Below are 16,592 nucleotides of genomic sequence, written 5' to 3' on the forward strand. Positions count from 1 at the left end.
TACGCATGGATGTATTCGTCCAGTATGCGGACGCGAATGTCACACATCTGTGGCAAAGAGGGGGTCCCCCTCGGCAGCGACACAACCACGTGTGCTAGTTACAAGTCAGACACGTGCGGCCCCTTTCCCCTCGTCCTCAACTTGGCCGCACCGTTGGGGCATTCGACGCAATCGGGGTACTTCACTTGATAACCGGCATTCAGGGCACCCGTCTCCGCAGAGCCGCGGCCGTCGCCGTCACCACCGGCGCCATGCTCGCGACCGGAGCCCTCACCGCTGCGCCGGCGCAGGCCGCCACGGCGCCATCGATCGCCGCCAAGGGCGGCTACGTGATGAACAACGCGACCGGCAAGTCGCTCTACACCAAGGCGGCCGACACCCGCCGTTCCACCGGCTCGACCACCAAGATCATGACCGCCCTGGTGGTGCTGAAGCAGCCGAAGCTCAACCTGGACAGCAAGGTCACGATCCAGAAGGCGTACAGCGACTACATCGTCGACAACAACTGGGCGTCGAACGCCAGCCTGATCGTCGGCGACAAGGTCACCGTCCGCCAGCTGCTGTACGGGCTGATGCTGCCGTCCGGGTGCGACGCGGCGTACGCGCTCGCCGACAAGTTCGGCTCGGGCTCGACGCGGGCGGCGCGCGTGAAGTCGTTCATCGGCAAGATGAACACCACCGCCAAGAACCTGGGTCTGAAGAACACCCACTTCGACTCGTTCGACGGCATCGGCAGGGGCGCCAACTATTCGACACCGCGCGACCTGACGAAGCTCGCCAGCAGCGCGATGAAGAACTCCATGTTCCGCACGGTCGTCAAGACGAAGAAGTACACGGCGAAGACGACCACGAAGTCCGGCGGCACGCGGACGATGGCCCCGTGGGAGAACACCAACCCGCTGCTGAGCAGCTACAGCGGCGCGATCGGTGTGAAGACCGGCTCCGGCCCGGAGGCCGGGTTCTGCCTGGTCTTCGCCGCCACCCGCAACGGCAGGACGGTCATCGGCACGGTCCTCGCCTCCACCGACAAGACCGCGCGGAAGACGGACGCCACGAAGCTGATGAACTACGGCTTCGCGAAGTAGCGGAAGCAGGACGGGCACCACGAAGGGGGCTCATCGCCGATGGCGGTGAGCCCCCCTCTCGCTCGTCACGCGGCCGTGCGCTGATGGCGCTCCAGCGCCCGGGCCGCCTTGCGCCGTCCGCCGGCCAGCACGTTCACCGGGGAACCCGCACCGGCTCCCGGCTCCAGCTGCCAGCCGCGGATCCGCGCCGCGACCTGGGCCAGCCGCTTGTCACCGGGCCGTACGTCGATGGAGAACAGCGACTCGTCGGGCGTGGGGTCGTCGCCGCCCCAGCGGACGACGCCGTCGAGCTCGGCGAGGATGTCGCGGATCACGACCTCCTGCTGCGGGAAGAAGCCGCCCCGGGCACCGCGCGGGTAGAAGCCCGGCCGGATCCGCACCGCCGTGCCGGACGCCAGGTTGGACTCCGGGCGGCCCTTGCCGACGCCGGACGGGTCGTGCCAGCCGACGACGTCGCCCCGGCGCAGCCGGTCGACCTCGTAGTGGAACCGGCGTACCAGGTGGACGAGGACGGTCTCGACGTCGCCCATGCGGACGGCGATGCCCGTGAGCGGGGTGCCGGGCACGGGTCGGGTGTAGACGGTGCCGCCGTCGTCCGCGACGTTCTCCATCTCCCAGCCGTTGTGGGAGCGCGAACCGGCCAGCACGCGCCGGGTCCGGTCCTGCGCGCTGCGCAGGGCGTCCCGTACGCGGCCCGGGATGGGGTTGTGCGCGTCGGCGTACGCCTGGGACAGGAAGTGCGAGACGGGCAGGGCGGCGACACCCACGGCACCGCCGACGGCGGCGACACGGCCGAGCAGGGCGCGGCGGGACAGACCGCGGCGGTGCGCGGCGGCCGGTCCGGACCGTCTGCGGGTGAGACGGGGTATGTGGGGGAGGTTGAGGTTCAACGGAGTCTCTTCCTGAAGGTCTCTGCGCACACGCGCTCAGGCGTTGCGGAGGATGCTGTTGTACTTCTCGAAGATCTGGTAGACGGCCATGCTCTGGTGCGTCTGGGACTCCACGTCGGGGTCCCAGGCCCGGTAGCGGCGCAGGAGTTCGGTGATCTCGAACTCGGCGAGGTCGAGGCGCATGGTCCGCGGGGTGGTGACGCGGTCGCCGGGGGGCAGTTGGCCGCCGGGCCTGCCCCGGGTACCCCACAGGTGGAGCAGGGCCGCGGTGCGCACGCTGAACGCGTTGTCCTTGTTCAGCTGCTGCCACACGGCCCAGACGTCGGCGTCCTTGGCCGGATCGCGCCGGTCACCGGCGGTGAAACCCCAGCCGATACAGTGGTTCCAGGCCTGGATGGCGTCGTTCGCGCTGATCTCACCGATGCCGGTGTGCGAGTCCTTCACGGAGCCGGAGCCCGTCTGGTGGTTGTCGGCGACCTGCTGGTCGGCGGCCTGGCCGGCGAGGCTGTAGTCGCGCATGGCCCAGTAGACAGCGGTCTGGATCAGCGCCTTGCGCATCTTGTACGTGCGCGACAGCTCGGTGATCAGCCCGTCCTGGTCCTGGATCGTCTCGACAGCCTGGGAGTTGCTGTAGAGCCGCGCGTCGCCGCCGATGCCGCCGGTGTCCGGGCGCCCGATCGACTGCATGTAGCGCGCGAGGTCGGCCCGCAACTGCGGCACCTGGCGTGCGTCGAAGGCGACGTCCGGGACAGCGGGTCGCGGCCGGTTGAACGAGCCCTGTCCGGTGTCCCGCCCGGAGGCGGTGTCGACGTCGACCTCCAGTTGCCCGTCGCCCGAGCCGAGGGTGCGGATGACGAACTGGTCGTAGGCCCAGTCCTTCGGCAGCGGGTGCCCGGCGTTGCCCTCGAAGCCCGAAGACATGTCCGCCACGAAGCTCGCCGTCGAGTAGCCGGCCGCGCCTACCTGCGCGCACACGTTGCGGGAGCCGTAGACACCGATCTCGTACGGGTGTCCGGAGTCCGCCATCGCCTCGTTGATGCCCTTGAAGTGAGGCAGGATGCTCGCGGTGATCTCGGCGTCGATCGCGTCGAAGTCGACGGCGAAGAAGATCCGGGTGCCCTTCTTGAAGCCGTGGTCGAGGGCGGCGTTGACCGCCGCGTACCCGGCGGTCCGGCCGGCGACGTAGTCGAAGTCGCCTGCGTCGCTGTTGACGGTCTGGTAGATCGGGAAGCAGCGCAGGCCGTTCTGGGCGATGGTCGCCAGCTCGCCCGGCTGGATGGCCTTCTCCGGCAGGGACTTGGCGCTCGGGTTGGTCAGGTAGCGGCCGATGTACTTGATGCCGGCCGCCTTGAGCGTCGCGGCACGTGCCGGGGTGACCTTCGCGATGGTGTCGCAGGCCTGGCCCTGGCGCGACTGGTCGCCGTAGGAGGCCAGAAGCGAGGCGAAGGTGGAGAAGTCGCCGTCGCCCGTGGCCGGGAGCGCCACGAAGGTCTGGTAGGCCCGGACGGCTGCGGCGAGGCCGGAGTCGAAGGTGTCGGTGAGGGCGGCGGGCCGCTGGTTGAGGACCATCCCGGCGGAGAACAGCTGGACGTAGACGCCCTTGTCGCCCTGCTTCACCGGGTGCGATTTCAGGGCCGACTGGGTGCCGGGCCCGAAGTTGCCGTTGGCGGTGCCGTCCGCCATGCCGACCTCGTACTGCACGCCGAACACCACGGCCTGGGTCGTGGCCCGGGTCACGCGCCCGTCGCAGGCGATGACGAAGAAGTCCTGCCGGTTGAGATACCGCCCGTTGAGCCACCGCTGGACCTCACGGACCTGCGGGGTGCCCGAGGCACCGAGGACGTACGAGTCCATCGTCAGCAGCGCCTTGAACACCTTGGGCGTCAGATCGGCACCGGGGAAGGCCTGTTCGACGCCCATGTCCGTCTTCAGCTTCGTGACGGCCGCCTGGACCCGCGCGCTGTACGTGCCGTCCAGGTCTCCGCCGTCGTAGCCCTTGCAGTACAGGCCTGCCTGGATGATGCGGCAGAAGTCGGGCGAGGGGACGGTGTCCGCGTTGAGCTTGGGATACTTGTCGGTCAGGGTGGAGAGCGTGGTGGGGCCGAAGCTGTCGGACAGGGCCGTGATGCCCAGTTCGTACTGGAGGGCACGGGTCAGGGCGTAGAGGGTCGCCCAGTCGGCCTCGCCGGTCTCCTCCACGGTCGTGCCGATACGGCTGCCGTAGACGGAGTTCACGAATCTCTGGGCTTTGAGCACCATGGGGTCGCGCATGGGGGGTTGACTCACTTTCAAGGAGTGATCGAGCCCGTCGCAGCCCTGGAACCGGACTTCCCCCCTGGCGCCGGACAAATGATCGATCTCGTGGTGAGGATGATCGTATGTCCGTTTAAACCGCTTACTGTGCGGTACTTGGGAGAGTTCGAGGAGATTCTTGTGTCCCTCGGAGTACTGCTGGTTAACCCCGCGGGCAGACGCCGGCGGCCCCCCGCCCGTGGGCAGGGGGCCGCCGCGACCGGCTCACGCCCAGGTGATCAGGCGCTTCGGCTGCTCCAGGATCGCCGCCACGTCAGCCAGGACCTTCGAGCCCAGCTCGCCGTCGACCAGGCGGTGGTCGAACGACAGGGCAAGCGTGGTGACCTGGCGGGGCTTCACCTTGCCCTTGTGCACCCACGGCTGGGGCTTGATCGCACCGACCGCGAGGATCGCGGACTCGCCGGGGTTGAGGATCGGCGTGCCCGTGTCGACGCCGAAGACGCCGACGTTGGTGATCGTCACCGTGCCGCCCTGCATGGCCGCCGGGGACGTCTTGCCCTCCCTGGCGGTCGACACCAGCTCGCCCAGCGACTCGGCCAGCTGCGGCAGCGTCTTGGCGTGGGCGTCCTTGATGTTCGGCACGATCAGGCCACGCGGGGTCGCGGCCGCGATGCCCAGGTTCACATAGTGCTTGACCACGATCTCCTGGGCGGCCTCGTCCCAGGACGCGTTGATGTCCGGGTTCCGCTTGATCGCGACGAGCAGCGCCTTGGCGATCAGCAGGAGGGGGTTCACGCGCAGGCCCGCGAACTCCTTGTCCTCCTTCAGCTCCTCGACCAGCTTCATCGTGCGCGTCACGTCGATGGTGACGAACTCCGTGACGTGCGGCGCGGTGAACGCCGAGCCGACCATCGCCGCCGCCGTCGCCTTGCGGACGCCCTTGATCGGGACGCGGGTCTCCCGCGTGGTGTCGTACGACACCGCTGTCTGCGCGGATGCCGGGGCGACGGCCGCGTGGGCCTCCGGCTGCGGTGCCTGCGGCCGGGCCACCGCCGCGTGCACGTCCTCGCGGGTGATGATGCCGTCCGGGCCGGTCGGGACGACCGTCGTCAGATCGACGCCCAGGTCCTTGGCCAGCTTGCGGACCGGGGGCTTGGCGAGGGGGCGTTCCCTGTCGGCGGGGGCGGCCGAGGGCGCCGCCCCGTGGCCGTTCAGCTCCGTCTGGATCGCCGTCGAGGCCTGCCCGACCGGGACCTCCGGGCCCTTGCGGGGGCGACGGCGGGTGGAGGATGTCGCCACCCCGTACCCGACCAGGACCGGCTGGCGGCCGGAGCCCTCCGGCTTCGGCTCCTCCGCCGGCTGGATCGCTGCGGGCTGCTCGGCGGCGGGCGCGGGCGGCTCGGCGGCGGGTGCGGCTCCTCCGCTCACGTCCACCGCGATGATCGCCGTGCCCACGTCGACCGTGGTGCCCTCGGGAAAGTGCAGCTCACGGACCACGCCGTCGTACGGGATGGGCAGCTCGACGGCCGCCTTCGCCGTCTCGACCTCGCACACCACCTGGCCGTCCGTGACCGTGTCGCCGGGCTGGACGAACCACTTGAGGATCTCCGCCTCGGTGAGTCCCTCGCCCACGTCGGGCATCTTGAACTCGCGTACGGACGCTTCCGTCATCGTCGTCACGACCCTCTCCTCAGTACGCCAGCGAGCGGTCGACGGCATCCAGCACCCGGTCCAGGTTCGGCAGGTACTCCTCCTCCAGGCGGGCCGGCGGGTACGGCGCGTGGTAACCGCCGACCCGGAGCACCGGGGCCTCCAGGTGGTAGAAGCAGCGCTCCGTGATCCGGGCGGCGATCTCCGCGCCCGAGCCGAAGAACACCGGCGCCTCGTGGACGACGACCAGGCGGCGCGTCTTCTCCACCGACGCCTGGATCGAGTCGAAGTCGATCGGGGAGACCGAGCGCAGGTCGAGGACCTCCAGGTTCCTGCCCTCCTCGGCGGCCGCGTCGGCGACCTCCTGGCAGAGCTTCACCATCGGGCCGTAGGCGGCGAGGGTGAGGTCGGTGCCCTCGCGGACGACCTGGGCCTTGTGCAGCGGGCCCGGGATCGCCTCCGTGTTGACCTCGCCCTTGTCCCAGTAGCGGCGCTTGGGCTCGAAGAAGATCACCGGGTCGTCGCTCTGGATGGCCTGCTGCATCATCCAGTAGGCGTCCGACGCGTTCGAGGGGCTGACGATCTTCAGGCCCGCCACGTGCGCGAACAGCGCCTCGGGGGACTCCGAGTGGTGCTCCACCGCGCCGATGCCGCCGCCGTAGGGGATGCGGACGACGACCGGGAGCTTGACCTTGCCCAGCGAGCGGGCGTGCATCTTGGCGAGCTGCGTGACGATCTGGTCGTAGGCCGGGAAGACGAAGCCGTCGAACTGGATCTCCACGACCGGGCGGTAGCCGCGCAGGGCCAGGCCGATCGCCGTGCCCACGATGCCCGACTCGGCCAGCGGGGTGTCGATGACGCGGCTCTCGCCGAAGTCCTTCTGGAGGCCGTCCGTCACGCGGAAGACACCGCCGAGCTTGCCCACGTCCTCGCCCATGATCAGGACCTTGGGGTCGGAGTCCAGGGCGCGGCGCAGCGACTCGTTGATCGCCTTGGCCAGAGCCATCTTGTCGGCCATGTCAGTTGCCCCCCTCGTCGGCGAACGACGCCTGGTACGCGGCGAACTGGGCGCGCTCCTCGTCGACGAGCGCGTGTCCGTCCGCGTAGACGTTCTCGAAGATGGCGAAGTGATCCGGGTCCGGCATGGCACGGACCGCCTCGCGCACTCGCCTGCCCAACGCCTCGGACTCGGCCTCCAGTTCCGCGAAGAATCCCTCGTCCGCGTGGTTCGAGGCCTCCAGGTAGCGGCGCAGACGCAGGATCGGGTCCTTGGCCTCCCAGGCCTGGCGCTCCTCGTCGCCCCGGTACCGGGTCGGGTCGTCGGAGGTGGTGTGGGCGCCCATGCGGTAGGTGAACGCCTCGACGAGGGTCGGGCCCTCGCCGGAGCGGGCCCGCTCCAGCGCCCACCGGGTGACCGCGAGGCAGCCGAGCACGTCGTTGCCGTCCACACGGACGCCCGGGAAGCCGAAGCCCTGCGCGCGCTGGTAGATCGGGACGCGGGACTGCTTCTCGGTCGGCTCGGAGATGGCCCACTGGTTGTTCTGGCAGAAGAACACGACCGGGGCGTTGTAGACCGCGGAGAAGGTGAACGATTCGGCCACGTCGCCCTGGCTGGAGGCGCCGTCGCCGAAGTAGGCGATGACCGCCGAGTCCGCGCCGTCCTTGGCGACGCCCATGGCGTAGCCGGTGGCGTGCAGCGTCTGGGAGCCGATGACGATCGTGTAGAGCTGGAAGTTGTTGCCGTTCGGGTCCCAGCCGCCGTTGTTCACGCCCCGGAACATGCCGAGCAGGTTGGTCGGGTCCACGCCGCGGCACCAGGCGACGCCGTGCTCGCGGTAGGTGGGGAAGACGTAGTCGTCGTCGCGCAGGGCCCGGCCGGAGCCGATCTGGGCGGCCTCCTGGCCGAGCAGCGAGGCCCACAGGCCCAGCTCGCCCTGGCGCTGGAGGGAGGTCGCCTCGGCGTCGAAGCGGCGGGTGAGCACCATGTCGCGGTACAGGCCGCGGAGCTCTTCCGGGGTGACACCGGCGACGTACTTGTCGTACTCGGCGTTCTTGACGCGCTTGCCCTCGGGCGTCAGCAGTTGCACGAGCTGGGGCTCGGTGCCCTTCGCGCCGGCGTCCTTCTTGGCGGTCGTGCGAGTGGTGCGCTTGGCGCCGGTGGTGCCGGCCTTGCTTCCCGCGCTGCGTCGCGGTGTGCGCGCGGCAGTGCTCTCCACGGTCACGTGTGCTCCTCCGTCGGTCCGGCCCCCAGGGTTGCCGGTAGGCCAGTGCGGCTCACCTGTTCCGACCACCGGGCACGGGGTGGGTGCCACTCGACCGGGTACAGGCGTGACAGGTGCCCCGGCGAGCGCCCTGCAAAAGGCACGTTACCCAGTGCATCACATTTCTGTGAAACCCCCTCTGACCTGCGATTTTGCTTGGATATCCAAGTAAATCGGGACGGCGTGGAAGGGGCCCTGGTCACAGCCTCGCAGGAGGCCGGGGCAACCGCACGTTAACCCGGTGACCCAGGTCACGGGAAGAGTTCACTTTCCGGCGCGGCGAAACGGCACGCGCGCGTGGAGCCCGTTTCCGGGTCCCACGCGCGCGTGGATCATCCGATTTGTTCCGACGTCCGGCCAGGTATCCGGCCTCGGGTCAGCCGCCCTCGCCGCCCGCGCCTCCGACGACACCGGTCGCGCCGCCCGTGTCGGTGCCGCCCGTGTCGTCCGGCGGCGTCGCCGGGTCCGAGGGCTCCGGGTCCGTGGGCTCGTCGGTCGGCTCCTGGCTGGTCGGCTGGCCTGTCGGCTGTCCGGTGGGCGTCTCGGGAGCGCTCTGCGACGGCGTGTAGGAGGGGGTGTACGACGGCGTCCACTCGCCGCCGCCGGAGCTCGTGCCGGTGCCGTCGTCCGTGGACGTGTCGGTCGGCTCGTCGGTCGGCTCGTCGCTCGGCGTCTCGCTGGGCGTCTTCTTGTCGGTCGTCTGCGAGGTGGTCGGCGACTCCTTGACGTCGCGACCATCGTTTCCGTCGCCCGTCGTCTTCAGTGCCAGCGCGACGCCCACGGCGACGGCGATCACCGCGAGCACGGCGAGGACCCACAGCTTGCCCCGGCCGCCACCCTTGTTGCCGTGGCCCTCGAAGCCGCCGTCGTCCCCGCCGCCGTAGCCGGCGGGCAGGATCGGCGACGGGATCTGCGTGGTGCCGGAGGCGTCCCCGGGGTGGCCCATCACGGCCGTGTGGGCGAAGCCGCCCGACGGGGTGTGCCGGCCCTCGTGCATGCCGACCGGGCCGGTGTTCCAGGTGCCGGTGTGGCCGCCCTGGTCGTAGAGCATCTGGAGCGCGTACTGGACCAGACCGCGCATCTCCTCGGCCGTCTGGAAACGGTCGTCCGGCTCCTTGGCGAGGGAGCGCATGACCAGGCCGTCGAGCTCGGGCGGGCAGGCGTCGGAGGCCTCGGAGGGAGGCGTCGGGATGTCCTGGACGTGCTGGTAGACCACCGACAGCGGGGTCTCGCCGGTGAACGGCGGGCGCAGCGAGAGGAGTTCGTAGAGCAGGCAGCCCGTGGCGTACAGGTCGGAGCGGTGGTCGACGGCCTTGCCGAGCGCCTGCTCGGGGGACAGGTACTGGGGGGTGCCCATGACCATGCCGGTCTGCGTCATCGTGGACTGCGCGCCGTGCAGGGCGCGGGCGATGCCGAAGTCCATCACCTTCACGGCGCCGTTGTGCGTGATGATGACGTTGGCCGGCTTGATGTCGCGGTGCACGATGCCGTGCTGGTGCGAATAGGCGAGCGCCTCCAGGACGCCGGAGACGATGATCAGGGCCTGCTCGGGGCCCGGCGCCTCGGCGTTCAGCAGCAGGTCGCGAATGGTGCGGCCCTCGACCAGTTCCATGACGATGTACGGCACGGACTGGCCGCCGACGACGTCCTCGCCGGAGTCGTACACGGCGACGATCGCGTGGTGGTTGAGGCCGGCGACCGACTGGGCCTCGCGCGTGAAGCGCGCCTTGGACACCGGGTCCTCGGCGAGGTCGGAACGGAGCAGCTTGACGGCTACGGTGCGCCCGAGGCGGACGTCCTCGGCTGCGAACACCTCGGCCATGCCGCCCCGGCCGAGTCTGCGGGTCAGCCGGTACCGGCCGTCCCCGACCAGCCCGCCGTTACCCCAGGACTCCGGCGCGTCCGACATGCCGCCGCCAGTCGCCTCGGGTTCGGACGGGCCCTGAGCGCGCTGCTGCTGTGCCATCAGTCCTCGCCGTCGTTTCTGCCCGCGGTGCGCGCGGTGTTGTTACGGTCTCCGTCGGCCACGCTACAGCCTCGGCGCAAGCCGCCGGTCCGAGACGGGTACCAGGACCGGCACGGGGACGGACGCGCCATGAAACCTTCACTCCGTACTGTCGTGCAAATTCTGTGGACCGGCCGTACGTCCCCTGTAACGCTTCCGCGACGCTTCTTCCGCGTACGGTCACGGAACGGGCACCGCGCTTGACGTGTCGATGGCCTGGGGCAAACTTGGCCGGGAATGACGGTTGATCCAACTACGGATCAACGACGGATCAGCGGCAGTCGGCGGCGCCTCAAGGGCTACGGGGGAAACGGAAACATGAGCCAGGACGGCGCACAGAGCCAGTACACGGGGCAGGCGCTCGCGAATGGCCGCTATCAGCTGCGTGATCTCCTCGGCCAGGGCGGCATGGCCTCGGTGCACCTCGCGTACGACAGCGTGCTCGACCGGCAGGTCGCGATCAAGACACTTCACACCGATCTCGGTCGGGAACAGGCCTTCCGCGAGCGGTTCCGCCGCGAGGCCCAGTCCGTGGCCAAGCTCACGCACACCAACATCGTCTCGGTCTTCGACACCGGCGAGGACACCCACGACGGCATGACGACGCCGTACATCGTCATGGAGTACGTCGAGGGCTTCCCGCTCGGCTCGGTGCTCGACGAGGACGTGCGGCAGCAGGGCGCGATGCCCGCCGACAAGGCGCTGAAGATCACCGGGGACGTGCTGGCCGCGCTGGAGATCAGCCACGAGATGGGCCTGGTCCACCGCGACATCAAGCCGGGCAACGTGATGATGACCAAGCGCGGCGTGGTCAAGGTCATGGACTTCGGCATCGCCCGCGCCATGCAGTCCGGCGTGACGTCGATGACGCAGACCGGCATGGTCGTCGGCACGCCGCAGTACCTCTCGCCGGAACAGGCCCTCGGCCGCGGTGTGGACGCCCGCTCCGACCTGTACTCGGTCGGCATCATGCTCTTCCAGCTGGTGACCGGGCGGCTGCCGTTCGACGCTGACTCGCCGCTGGCCATCGCCTATGCGCACGTGCAGGAGGAGCCGCCGGTCGCGTCCTCGATCAACCGCGCGCTGCCCCCGGCCGTGGACGCGCTGATCGCCCGCGCGCTGAAGAAGAACCCGAACGAGCGCTTCCCGAGCGCCGAGGCCATGCGCGACGAGTGCCTGCGCGTGGCGGCGTCCGTCCAGACCGCGCCGCCGAGCATCGTCCCGGGCACGCCGGCCCCGAGCGGCGCGGGCGTCGGCTCGGCTGTGTTCCCGCCGGTCGACCAGGCCACCCCGGCGCCCTCGGGGCAGGTCCAGACGCCGTACCAGCCGACCCCGCCCCCGAACCCGTACGGCGCGCACGCCCCGACGGGGCCGACCCTGGCGTACGGCTACCCGCAGCAGGGCCGCTACCAAGCGCCGTCCCCGGCGGCGTACTCCCCGCAGCAGGGCCCGTCGACACCGCCGCCGTACAACCTGACGCCCCAGACCGCGCCGGTCTCCGCGGGCGGCGGCAAGAGCAACAAGCCGTTGATCATCGGCTCGATCGTGGTGTCCGTCCTCGCGGTCGGCGGTCTGATCGCGGCCCTGCTGATGAACGGCGGCAGCAAGGACGAGCAGGGCGGCGGGGGCAGCAGCGCGAGTGCGTCGGCCTCGGCGTCCAAGAGGCCGGGCTACCGCGGGCCGGACACGTCGAAGACGATCGACACCGAGGAGTGCACGGAGCCGCAGGAGTCGTACAACGACCCCGAGAAGATCCGGATGCCCAACTTCAAGTTCAAGAACATCGACTCGGTCAAGGCCTGCCTCCAGTCGGCCGGCTGGAAGAAGTCGATCGATGTCACGGACGAGAACACCTACGGCGAGGGCACGGTCATGGACCAGTTCCCGTCCGCCGGCACCGACGTGGACCCGACGGACATGCCCGAGATCCAGCTCGACGTCTCCACGGGCAACCCGTCGGGCTGACCGCCGCGCGCGGAAGGGCCCGGCAGCTTCGGCTGCCGGGCCCTTCGCATGGCCGGTGCGCGGACGCGTTACGGGAGTACGCGGACGCTTACAGGTACGGCCCGCCCGAACGGCCGCCCGGGTGCTGCTCGTCGAGGCCCTCATGGCCGACGCCCGGCGGGAGGGCCCGGCGCATCTGCTCCAGCTGGGCGCGGGCCGCCATCTGCTGGGCGAACAGCGTGGTCTGGATCCCGTGGAAGAGCCCCTCCAGCCAGCCGACCAGCTGGGCCTGCGCGATGCGCAGCTCCGCGTCGCTCGGGGTCGCCTCGTCCGTGAAGGGCAGGGAGAGCCGCTCCAGCTCCTCGACCAGCTCGGGCGCCAGACCGTCCTCCAGCTCCTTCACCGAGCTGGCGTGGATCTCCTTGAGCCGGACCCGGCTGGCCTCGTCCAGGGGAGCCACGCGCACTTCTTCCAGAAGCTGCTTGATCATGCTGCCGATCCGCATGACCTTCGCGGGCTGCTCCACCTGCTCCGTGACCGGAGTCTCCCGGGAGTCCTCGTCTCCGCCGCCGCTGAGCGCCATGCCGTCCTGGCCCACGACCAGGATCTGCGGGTTCTCCGGCGACCTTTCGTTCCTCGGCATCTCCATGCCGTCATTCTCTCGCACGCCTCCACCTCACCTCCGTGGTGCCCCCCGCGGGAGGCTGATCCACCGTGTGGGAGGAGACGTGCGGGTCGGGCCTCGGGTTGCTCACCAAAGGGTGAATCCGGCTCGCGGGACAGGCGCGGCGGACGTGCCTCGCAGTGGTGCGTCGATTCCGCCTCTCGGACGAACCCGGAGTGCCGGACGAGTGAGGCGGTGTGAGGCTGATTGCCTCGATCTGACCGAACTTGCCGAACTTGCCCTACCGGGCACGGCGGGAGGGGGTCACCAACGTGACTCCATGGCAACGCGTACTGCGGGCGACGGGACTGGTGGTCGCCCTGGGGGCGGGTGCGGTCGTCTCGCCGTACGGGGCCGGTGTCTCGTACGGAGCTGTCCAGTCCGTCCAGTCGTACGGCTCTGTCCAGTCGTACGGCTCTGTCCTCGCGTACGACGACCCCGGAGGCGGTGCCCCCGCCGCCCCCTCCGCCCCGGGCGAGCCCTCGCGGGCGGGGAGCCGGGCCGGAGAGGGGAGGGAGCGGCCGGGGCGGCCGGAGGACGCCGAGCGGGAGCGGGGCGCCGGTGAGGCCACCGCCGTACCCGAGGAACCCCGGGAAGCCGTCCCCGAGCCCTCCGCGCCGACGGAGCAGCCCGCACGGGAGGCCGCCGCCGCGCGCGCCGAGCGCCCCGTCGGGCCGGCCCTGCGCATCCTGCCGCTGGGCAGCGGCCTGGTGCTGATCGGCCTCGGACTCGGACTCGCCTTCTTCGCCCTGCGGCTGCGGCGGGTCTAGGGTGTCCGGCTGCCGGGGCCTCAGGCGCTCTGCGGGGTGATCAGCAGTACCTTGCCGATGTGGCCGCTCTCCTCCACGACCCGGTGGGCGGCGGCCGCGTCCGGCATCGGGAGCTCGCGGTCGACGACCGGGCGCAGGTGGCGACCGGCGAGCAGGGGCCACACGTGTTCCCGCACGGCCGCGACGATGGCCGCCTTCTCCTCCGGCGGCCGGGCGCGCAGGGACGTCGCACTGATGGCGGCGCGCTTGGCGAGCAGGGCGCCGATGTTCAGCTCGCCCTTGACGCCGCCCTGCATACCGATGATCGCGAGCCGGCCGTTGACGGCGAGGGTCTTGACGTTGCGCTCCAGGTACTTGGCGCCCATGTTGTCGAGGATGACGTCGGCACCGGCGCCGTCCGTGGCCTTCTTGACCTCTTCGACGAAGTCCTGCTCGCGGTAGTTGACCAGGATGTCGGCGCCCAGCTCGGCGCACCGGTCCAGCTTCTCCCTGGTGCCGGCCGTGACGGCCACCCTGGCGCCGACGGCCTTGGCGAGCTGGATGGCCATGGTGCCGATGCCGCTGGAGCCGCCGTGCACGAGGAGCGTCTCGCCCGGGCGCAGGTGGGCGATCATGAAGACGTTCGACCAGACGGTGCAGGTCACCTCGGGCAGGGCCGCGGCCTGCTTCAGGCCGACCCCCTCGGGCACGGGCAGCAGCTGTCCGGCCGGGACGACCACCTTCTCGGCGTAACCGCCGCCGGAGAGCAGCGCGCACACCTCGTCGCCGATTTCCCAGCCGGAGACGCCGGGGCCTATCTCGGCGATCCGGCCGGAGCACTCCAGGCCGGGGTAGGGGGACGCGCCGGGCGGCGGGTCGTAGAAGCCCTGCCGTTGCAGGATGTCGGCCCGGTTGACGGCGCCGGCCGCCACCTCGACCAGGACCTCGCCCTCGCCGGGCGCGGGATCCGGGACCTCGTCCCAGACCAGCGCCTCGGGCCCACCAGGTTCGGGAATCGTGATCGCATGCATGAAGGGGACGGTACCCCTCGGTCGCCGGACGGACTCCGCACCGCCCCCGGGCCGACTCCGCCTCCGTCGTTGGTCCGGTCCTGGCGAGATTCCCTATGCGGGACCGATGAGTTTGCGCGACGGTGAGGGTCTCCCCATGCGTAGCCCGCGTACTCGGAAGGACCCGACACATGAGCACGCAGACGTCCGGCCTGGCGATCGAGACCGCGGGCCTGGTGAAGACCTTCGGTGAGACGAGGGCAGTCGACGGAGTGGATCTGTCCGTACCCGCGGGCACGGTCTACGGCGTCCTCGGCCCGAACGGCGCCGGCAAGACCACCACCGTGAAGATGCTCGCCACACTGCTGCGGCCGGACGGCGGCGAGGCCCATGTCTTCGGCCACGACATCGTCCGTGAGGCCGACGAGGTGCGCGGCCGGGTGAGCCTCACCGGCCAGTACGCGTCGGTGGACGAGGACCTCACCGGCACCGAGAACCTGGTCCTGCTGGGACGGCTGCTCGGCCACCACAAGAAGGCAGCCCGGGTTCGTGCCGCCCAGCTCCTGGAGGCCTTCGGGCTCACGGAGGCGGGCGCGAAGCAGGTCAAGCACTACTCGGGCGGCATGCGGCGCCGCATCGACATCGCCGCGTCCATCCTCAACACCCCCGACCTGCTGTTCCTCGACGAGCCGACCACCGGCCTCGACCCGCGCAGCCGCAACCAGGTATGGGACATCGTGCGGGCCGTCGTCGCCCAGGGCACCACCGTGCTGCTGACCACGCAGTATCTGGACGAGGCCGACCAGCTGGCGTCCCGGATCGCCGTCATCGACCGCGGCCGGGTGATCGCCGAGGGCACCAAGGGCGAGCTGAAGTCGTCCGTCGGCGCCGGATCCGTCCATCTACGGCTGCGAGATCCGGACCAGCGGACGCTGGCGGCGGACCTGCTGCGCCGGGCCCTCGACGCGCAGGTGCAGCTGGAACACGACCCGGTGGCCCTGACCGCCCGCCTCGGTGCGGCGGTGAGCGACGACAGCGCGGCCCAGCAGGCGTCCCGCGCACTGAGCGAGCTGGCCCACGCCGGAGTCACCGTCGACAACTTCTCGCTGGGCCAGCCCAGCCTGGACGAGGTGTTCCTCGCCCTCACCGGACACGACACGCACGACTCCGACCACGCCGACGACTCCCACGACCCGAAGGACGAGGTGGCGGCATGAGCACCGCGACGACCACCGAGAGCAAGGAACTCGCCCCGGTCAGCGCCGCATCCCTCGCCGCGCTGCTCGTCTCCAAGGAGCGTCCGCCCCGGCCCAGCGCCTGGTCGGCCTCGATGACCTTCGGCTGGCGGGCGATCCTCAAGATCAAGCACGTGCCGGAGCAGCTCTTCGACGTCACGGCGTTCCCGATCATGATGGTGCTGATGTACACGTACCTGTTCGGCGGGGCGCTGGCCGGCTCGCCGAGGGAGTACATCCAGTTCCTGCTGCCGGGCATCCTCGTGATGTCGGTCGTGATGATCACGATGTACACCGGCGTCTCGGTCAACACCGACATCGAGAAGGGCGTCTTCGACCGGTTCCGCAGCCTGCCGATCTGGCGGCCGTCGACGATGGTCGGCTATCTGCTGGGCGACGCCCTGCGGTACACGATCGCGTCCGTCGTGATGCTCACCGTCGGCATCATCCTCGGCTACCGGCCGGACGGGGGGATCGCCGGTGTGCTCGCCGGGATCGCCCTGCTGGTGCTCTTCTCGTTCGCCTTCTCGTGGATCTGGACGATGTTCGGGCTGATGCTGCGCACCGAGAAGTCGGTGATGGGCGTCAGCATGATGGTGATCTTCCCGCTCACCTTCCTGTCCAACGTCTTCGTCGACCCGAAGACGATGCCCGGCTGGCTCCAGGCCTTCGTCAACAACAGCCCCATCACCCATCTGGCGTCCGCGGTGCGCGGCCTGATGGGCGGCGACTGGCCGGCCGCCGAGGTCGCCTGGTCGCTGGGCTGGGCCGGGCTGTTCGTGCTGGTCTTCGGGCCGATCACGATGCGGCTGTACAACCGGAAGTAGCCCTGGGCCTCGGCCGGCC

The 16,592-nt window shown here is 70.3% G+C and carries 13 protein-coding genes; 5 read left to right on the top strand and 8 right to left on the bottom strand.

The window, feature by feature from the left end; translation table 11 throughout:
* Nucleotides 1-185: 185 nt before the first annotated feature.
* Nucleotides 186-1,085: a D-alanyl-D-alanine carboxypeptidase family protein gene (locus tag ACZ6TU_RS07375; protein ID WP_467679266.1), complete on the top strand. Its 900-nt coding sequence runs from the start codon at nt 186-188 to the stop codon at nt 1,083-1,085.
* Between the two features lie 65 nt (nt 1,086-1,150).
* Here the strand turns inward: ACZ6TU_RS07375 and ACZ6TU_RS07380 are convergent, their stop codons facing one another.
* The 6 genes from ACZ6TU_RS07380 to ACZ6TU_RS07405 form a co-directional block, all read right to left on the bottom strand.
* A complete protein-coding gene (locus ACZ6TU_RS07380; RefSeq protein WP_467679267.1) occupies nt 1,151-1,975 on the bottom strand; it encodes a twin-arginine translocation signal domain-containing protein in 825 nt (274 codons plus the stop codon).
* A gap of 36 nt (nt 1,976-2,011) precedes the next feature.
* Nucleotides 2,012-4,246 carry a glycoside hydrolase domain-containing protein gene (locus tag ACZ6TU_RS07385; protein ID WP_469547273.1) on the bottom strand — a complete coding sequence of 745 codons (2,235 nt, stop codon included), beginning with the start codon at nt 4,244-4,246 and terminating at the stop codon, nt 2,012-2,014.
* A 246-nt stretch (nt 4,247-4,492) separates the two neighbouring features.
* Nucleotides 4,493-5,908: a dihydrolipoamide acetyltransferase family protein gene (locus ACZ6TU_RS07390; RefSeq protein ID WP_467679269.1), complete on the bottom strand. Its 1,416-nt coding sequence runs from the start codon at nt 5,906-5,908 to the stop codon at nt 4,493-4,495.
* A 10-nt stretch (nt 5,909-5,918) separates the two neighbouring features.
* Nucleotides 5,919-6,896: an alpha-ketoacid dehydrogenase subunit beta gene (locus ACZ6TU_RS07395; protein ID WP_467679271.1), complete on the bottom strand. Its 978-nt coding sequence runs from the start codon at nt 6,894-6,896 to the stop codon at nt 5,919-5,921.
* 1 nt (nt 6,897) lies between these two features.
* Nucleotides 6,898-8,100 carry a pyruvate dehydrogenase (acetyl-transferring) E1 component subunit alpha gene (pdhA, locus tag ACZ6TU_RS07400; RefSeq protein ID WP_467679272.1) on the bottom strand — a complete coding sequence of 401 codons (1,203 nt, stop codon included), beginning with the start codon at nt 8,098-8,100 and terminating at the stop codon, nt 6,898-6,900.
* 415 nt (nt 8,101-8,515) lie between these two features.
* A complete protein-coding gene (locus ACZ6TU_RS07405) occupies nt 8,516-10,105 on the bottom strand; it encodes a protein kinase domain-containing protein (RefSeq protein ID WP_467679274.1) in 1,590 nt (529 codons plus the stop codon).
* Nucleotides 10,106-10,462: 357 nt separating this feature from the next.
* On the opposite strand from ACZ6TU_RS07405, the gene ACZ6TU_RS07410 reads away from it, so the two are divergent.
* Entirely contained in the window at nt 10,463-12,109 is a 1,647-nt protein-coding gene (locus ACZ6TU_RS07410; RefSeq protein WP_469547277.1) for a protein kinase domain-containing protein, read from the top strand.
* An 88-nt stretch (nt 12,110-12,197) separates the two neighbouring features.
* Here ACZ6TU_RS07410 and ACZ6TU_RS07415 read toward each other — a convergent pair whose 3' ends face one another.
* The gene (locus ACZ6TU_RS07415; RefSeq protein ID WP_467679446.1) at nt 12,198-12,737 is read right to left on the bottom strand and encodes a bacterial proteasome activator family protein; all 540 of its coding nucleotides are present in this window, start codon (nt 12,735-12,737) and stop codon (nt 12,198-12,200) included.
* A 287-nt stretch (nt 12,738-13,024) separates the two neighbouring features.
* Here ACZ6TU_RS07415 and ACZ6TU_RS07420 point away from each other — a divergent pair, with 287 nt between their 5' ends.
* Nucleotides 13,025-13,522, top strand: a complete 498-nt coding sequence (locus ACZ6TU_RS07420) for a hypothetical protein (protein WP_469547279.1) — start codon at nt 13,025-13,027, stop codon at nt 13,520-13,522.
* A 20-nt stretch (nt 13,523-13,542) separates the two neighbouring features.
* Here ACZ6TU_RS07420 and ACZ6TU_RS07425 read toward each other — a convergent pair whose 3' ends face one another.
* Nucleotides 13,543-14,532, bottom strand: a complete 990-nt coding sequence (locus ACZ6TU_RS07425; protein WP_467679279.1) for an NAD(P)H-quinone oxidoreductase — start codon at nt 14,530-14,532, stop codon at nt 13,543-13,545.
* Between the two features lie 170 nt (nt 14,533-14,702).
* On the opposite strand from ACZ6TU_RS07425, the gene ACZ6TU_RS07430 reads away from it, so the two are divergent.
* A complete protein-coding gene (locus ACZ6TU_RS07430; RefSeq protein WP_469547281.1) occupies nt 14,703-15,728 on the top strand; it encodes an ATP-binding cassette domain-containing protein in 1,026 nt (341 codons plus the stop codon).
* The gene (locus ACZ6TU_RS07435) at nt 15,725-16,573 is read left to right on the top strand and encodes an ABC transporter permease (RefSeq protein WP_469547283.1); all 849 of its coding nucleotides are present in this window, start codon (nt 15,725-15,727) and stop codon (nt 16,571-16,573) included. The genes ACZ6TU_RS07430 and ACZ6TU_RS07435 overlap by 4 nt, the downstream gene beginning before the upstream one ends.
* Nucleotides 16,574-16,592: the final 19 nt, after the last annotated feature.

The organism is Streptomyces sp. NPDC052064, assembly GCF_055585925.1.

Coding starts and splice junctions, on each gene's coding strand:
- ACZ6TU_RS07385 (WP_469547273.1), bottom strand. CDS start 4,246: ATGCGCGACCCCATGGTGCTCAAAGCCCAGAGATTCGTGAACTCCGTC.
- ACZ6TU_RS07395 (WP_467679271.1), bottom strand. CDS start 6,896: ATGGCCGACAAGATGGCTCTGGCCAAGGCGATCAACGAGTCGCTGCGC.
- ACZ6TU_RS07405 (WP_467679274.1), bottom strand. CDS start 10,105: ATGGCACAGCAGCAGCGCGCTCAGGGCCCGTCCGAACCCGAGGCGACT.
- ACZ6TU_RS07410 (WP_469547277.1), top strand. CDS start 10,463: ATGAGCCAGGACGGCGCACAGAGCCAGTACACGGGGCAGGCGCTCGCG.
- ACZ6TU_RS07415 (WP_467679446.1), bottom strand. CDS start 12,737: ATGGAGATGCCGAGGAACGAAAGGTCGCCGGAGAACCCGCAGATCCTG.
- ACZ6TU_RS07425 (WP_467679279.1), bottom strand. CDS start 14,532: ATGCATGCGATCACGATTCCCGAACCTGGTGGGCCCGAGGCGCTGGTC.
- ACZ6TU_RS07430 (WP_469547281.1), top strand. CDS start 14,703: ATGAGCACGCAGACGTCCGGCCTGGCGATCGAGACCGCGGGCCTGGTG.
- ACZ6TU_RS07435 (WP_469547283.1), top strand. CDS start 15,725: ATGAGCACCGCGACGACCACCGAGAGCAAGGAACTCGCCCCGGTCAGC.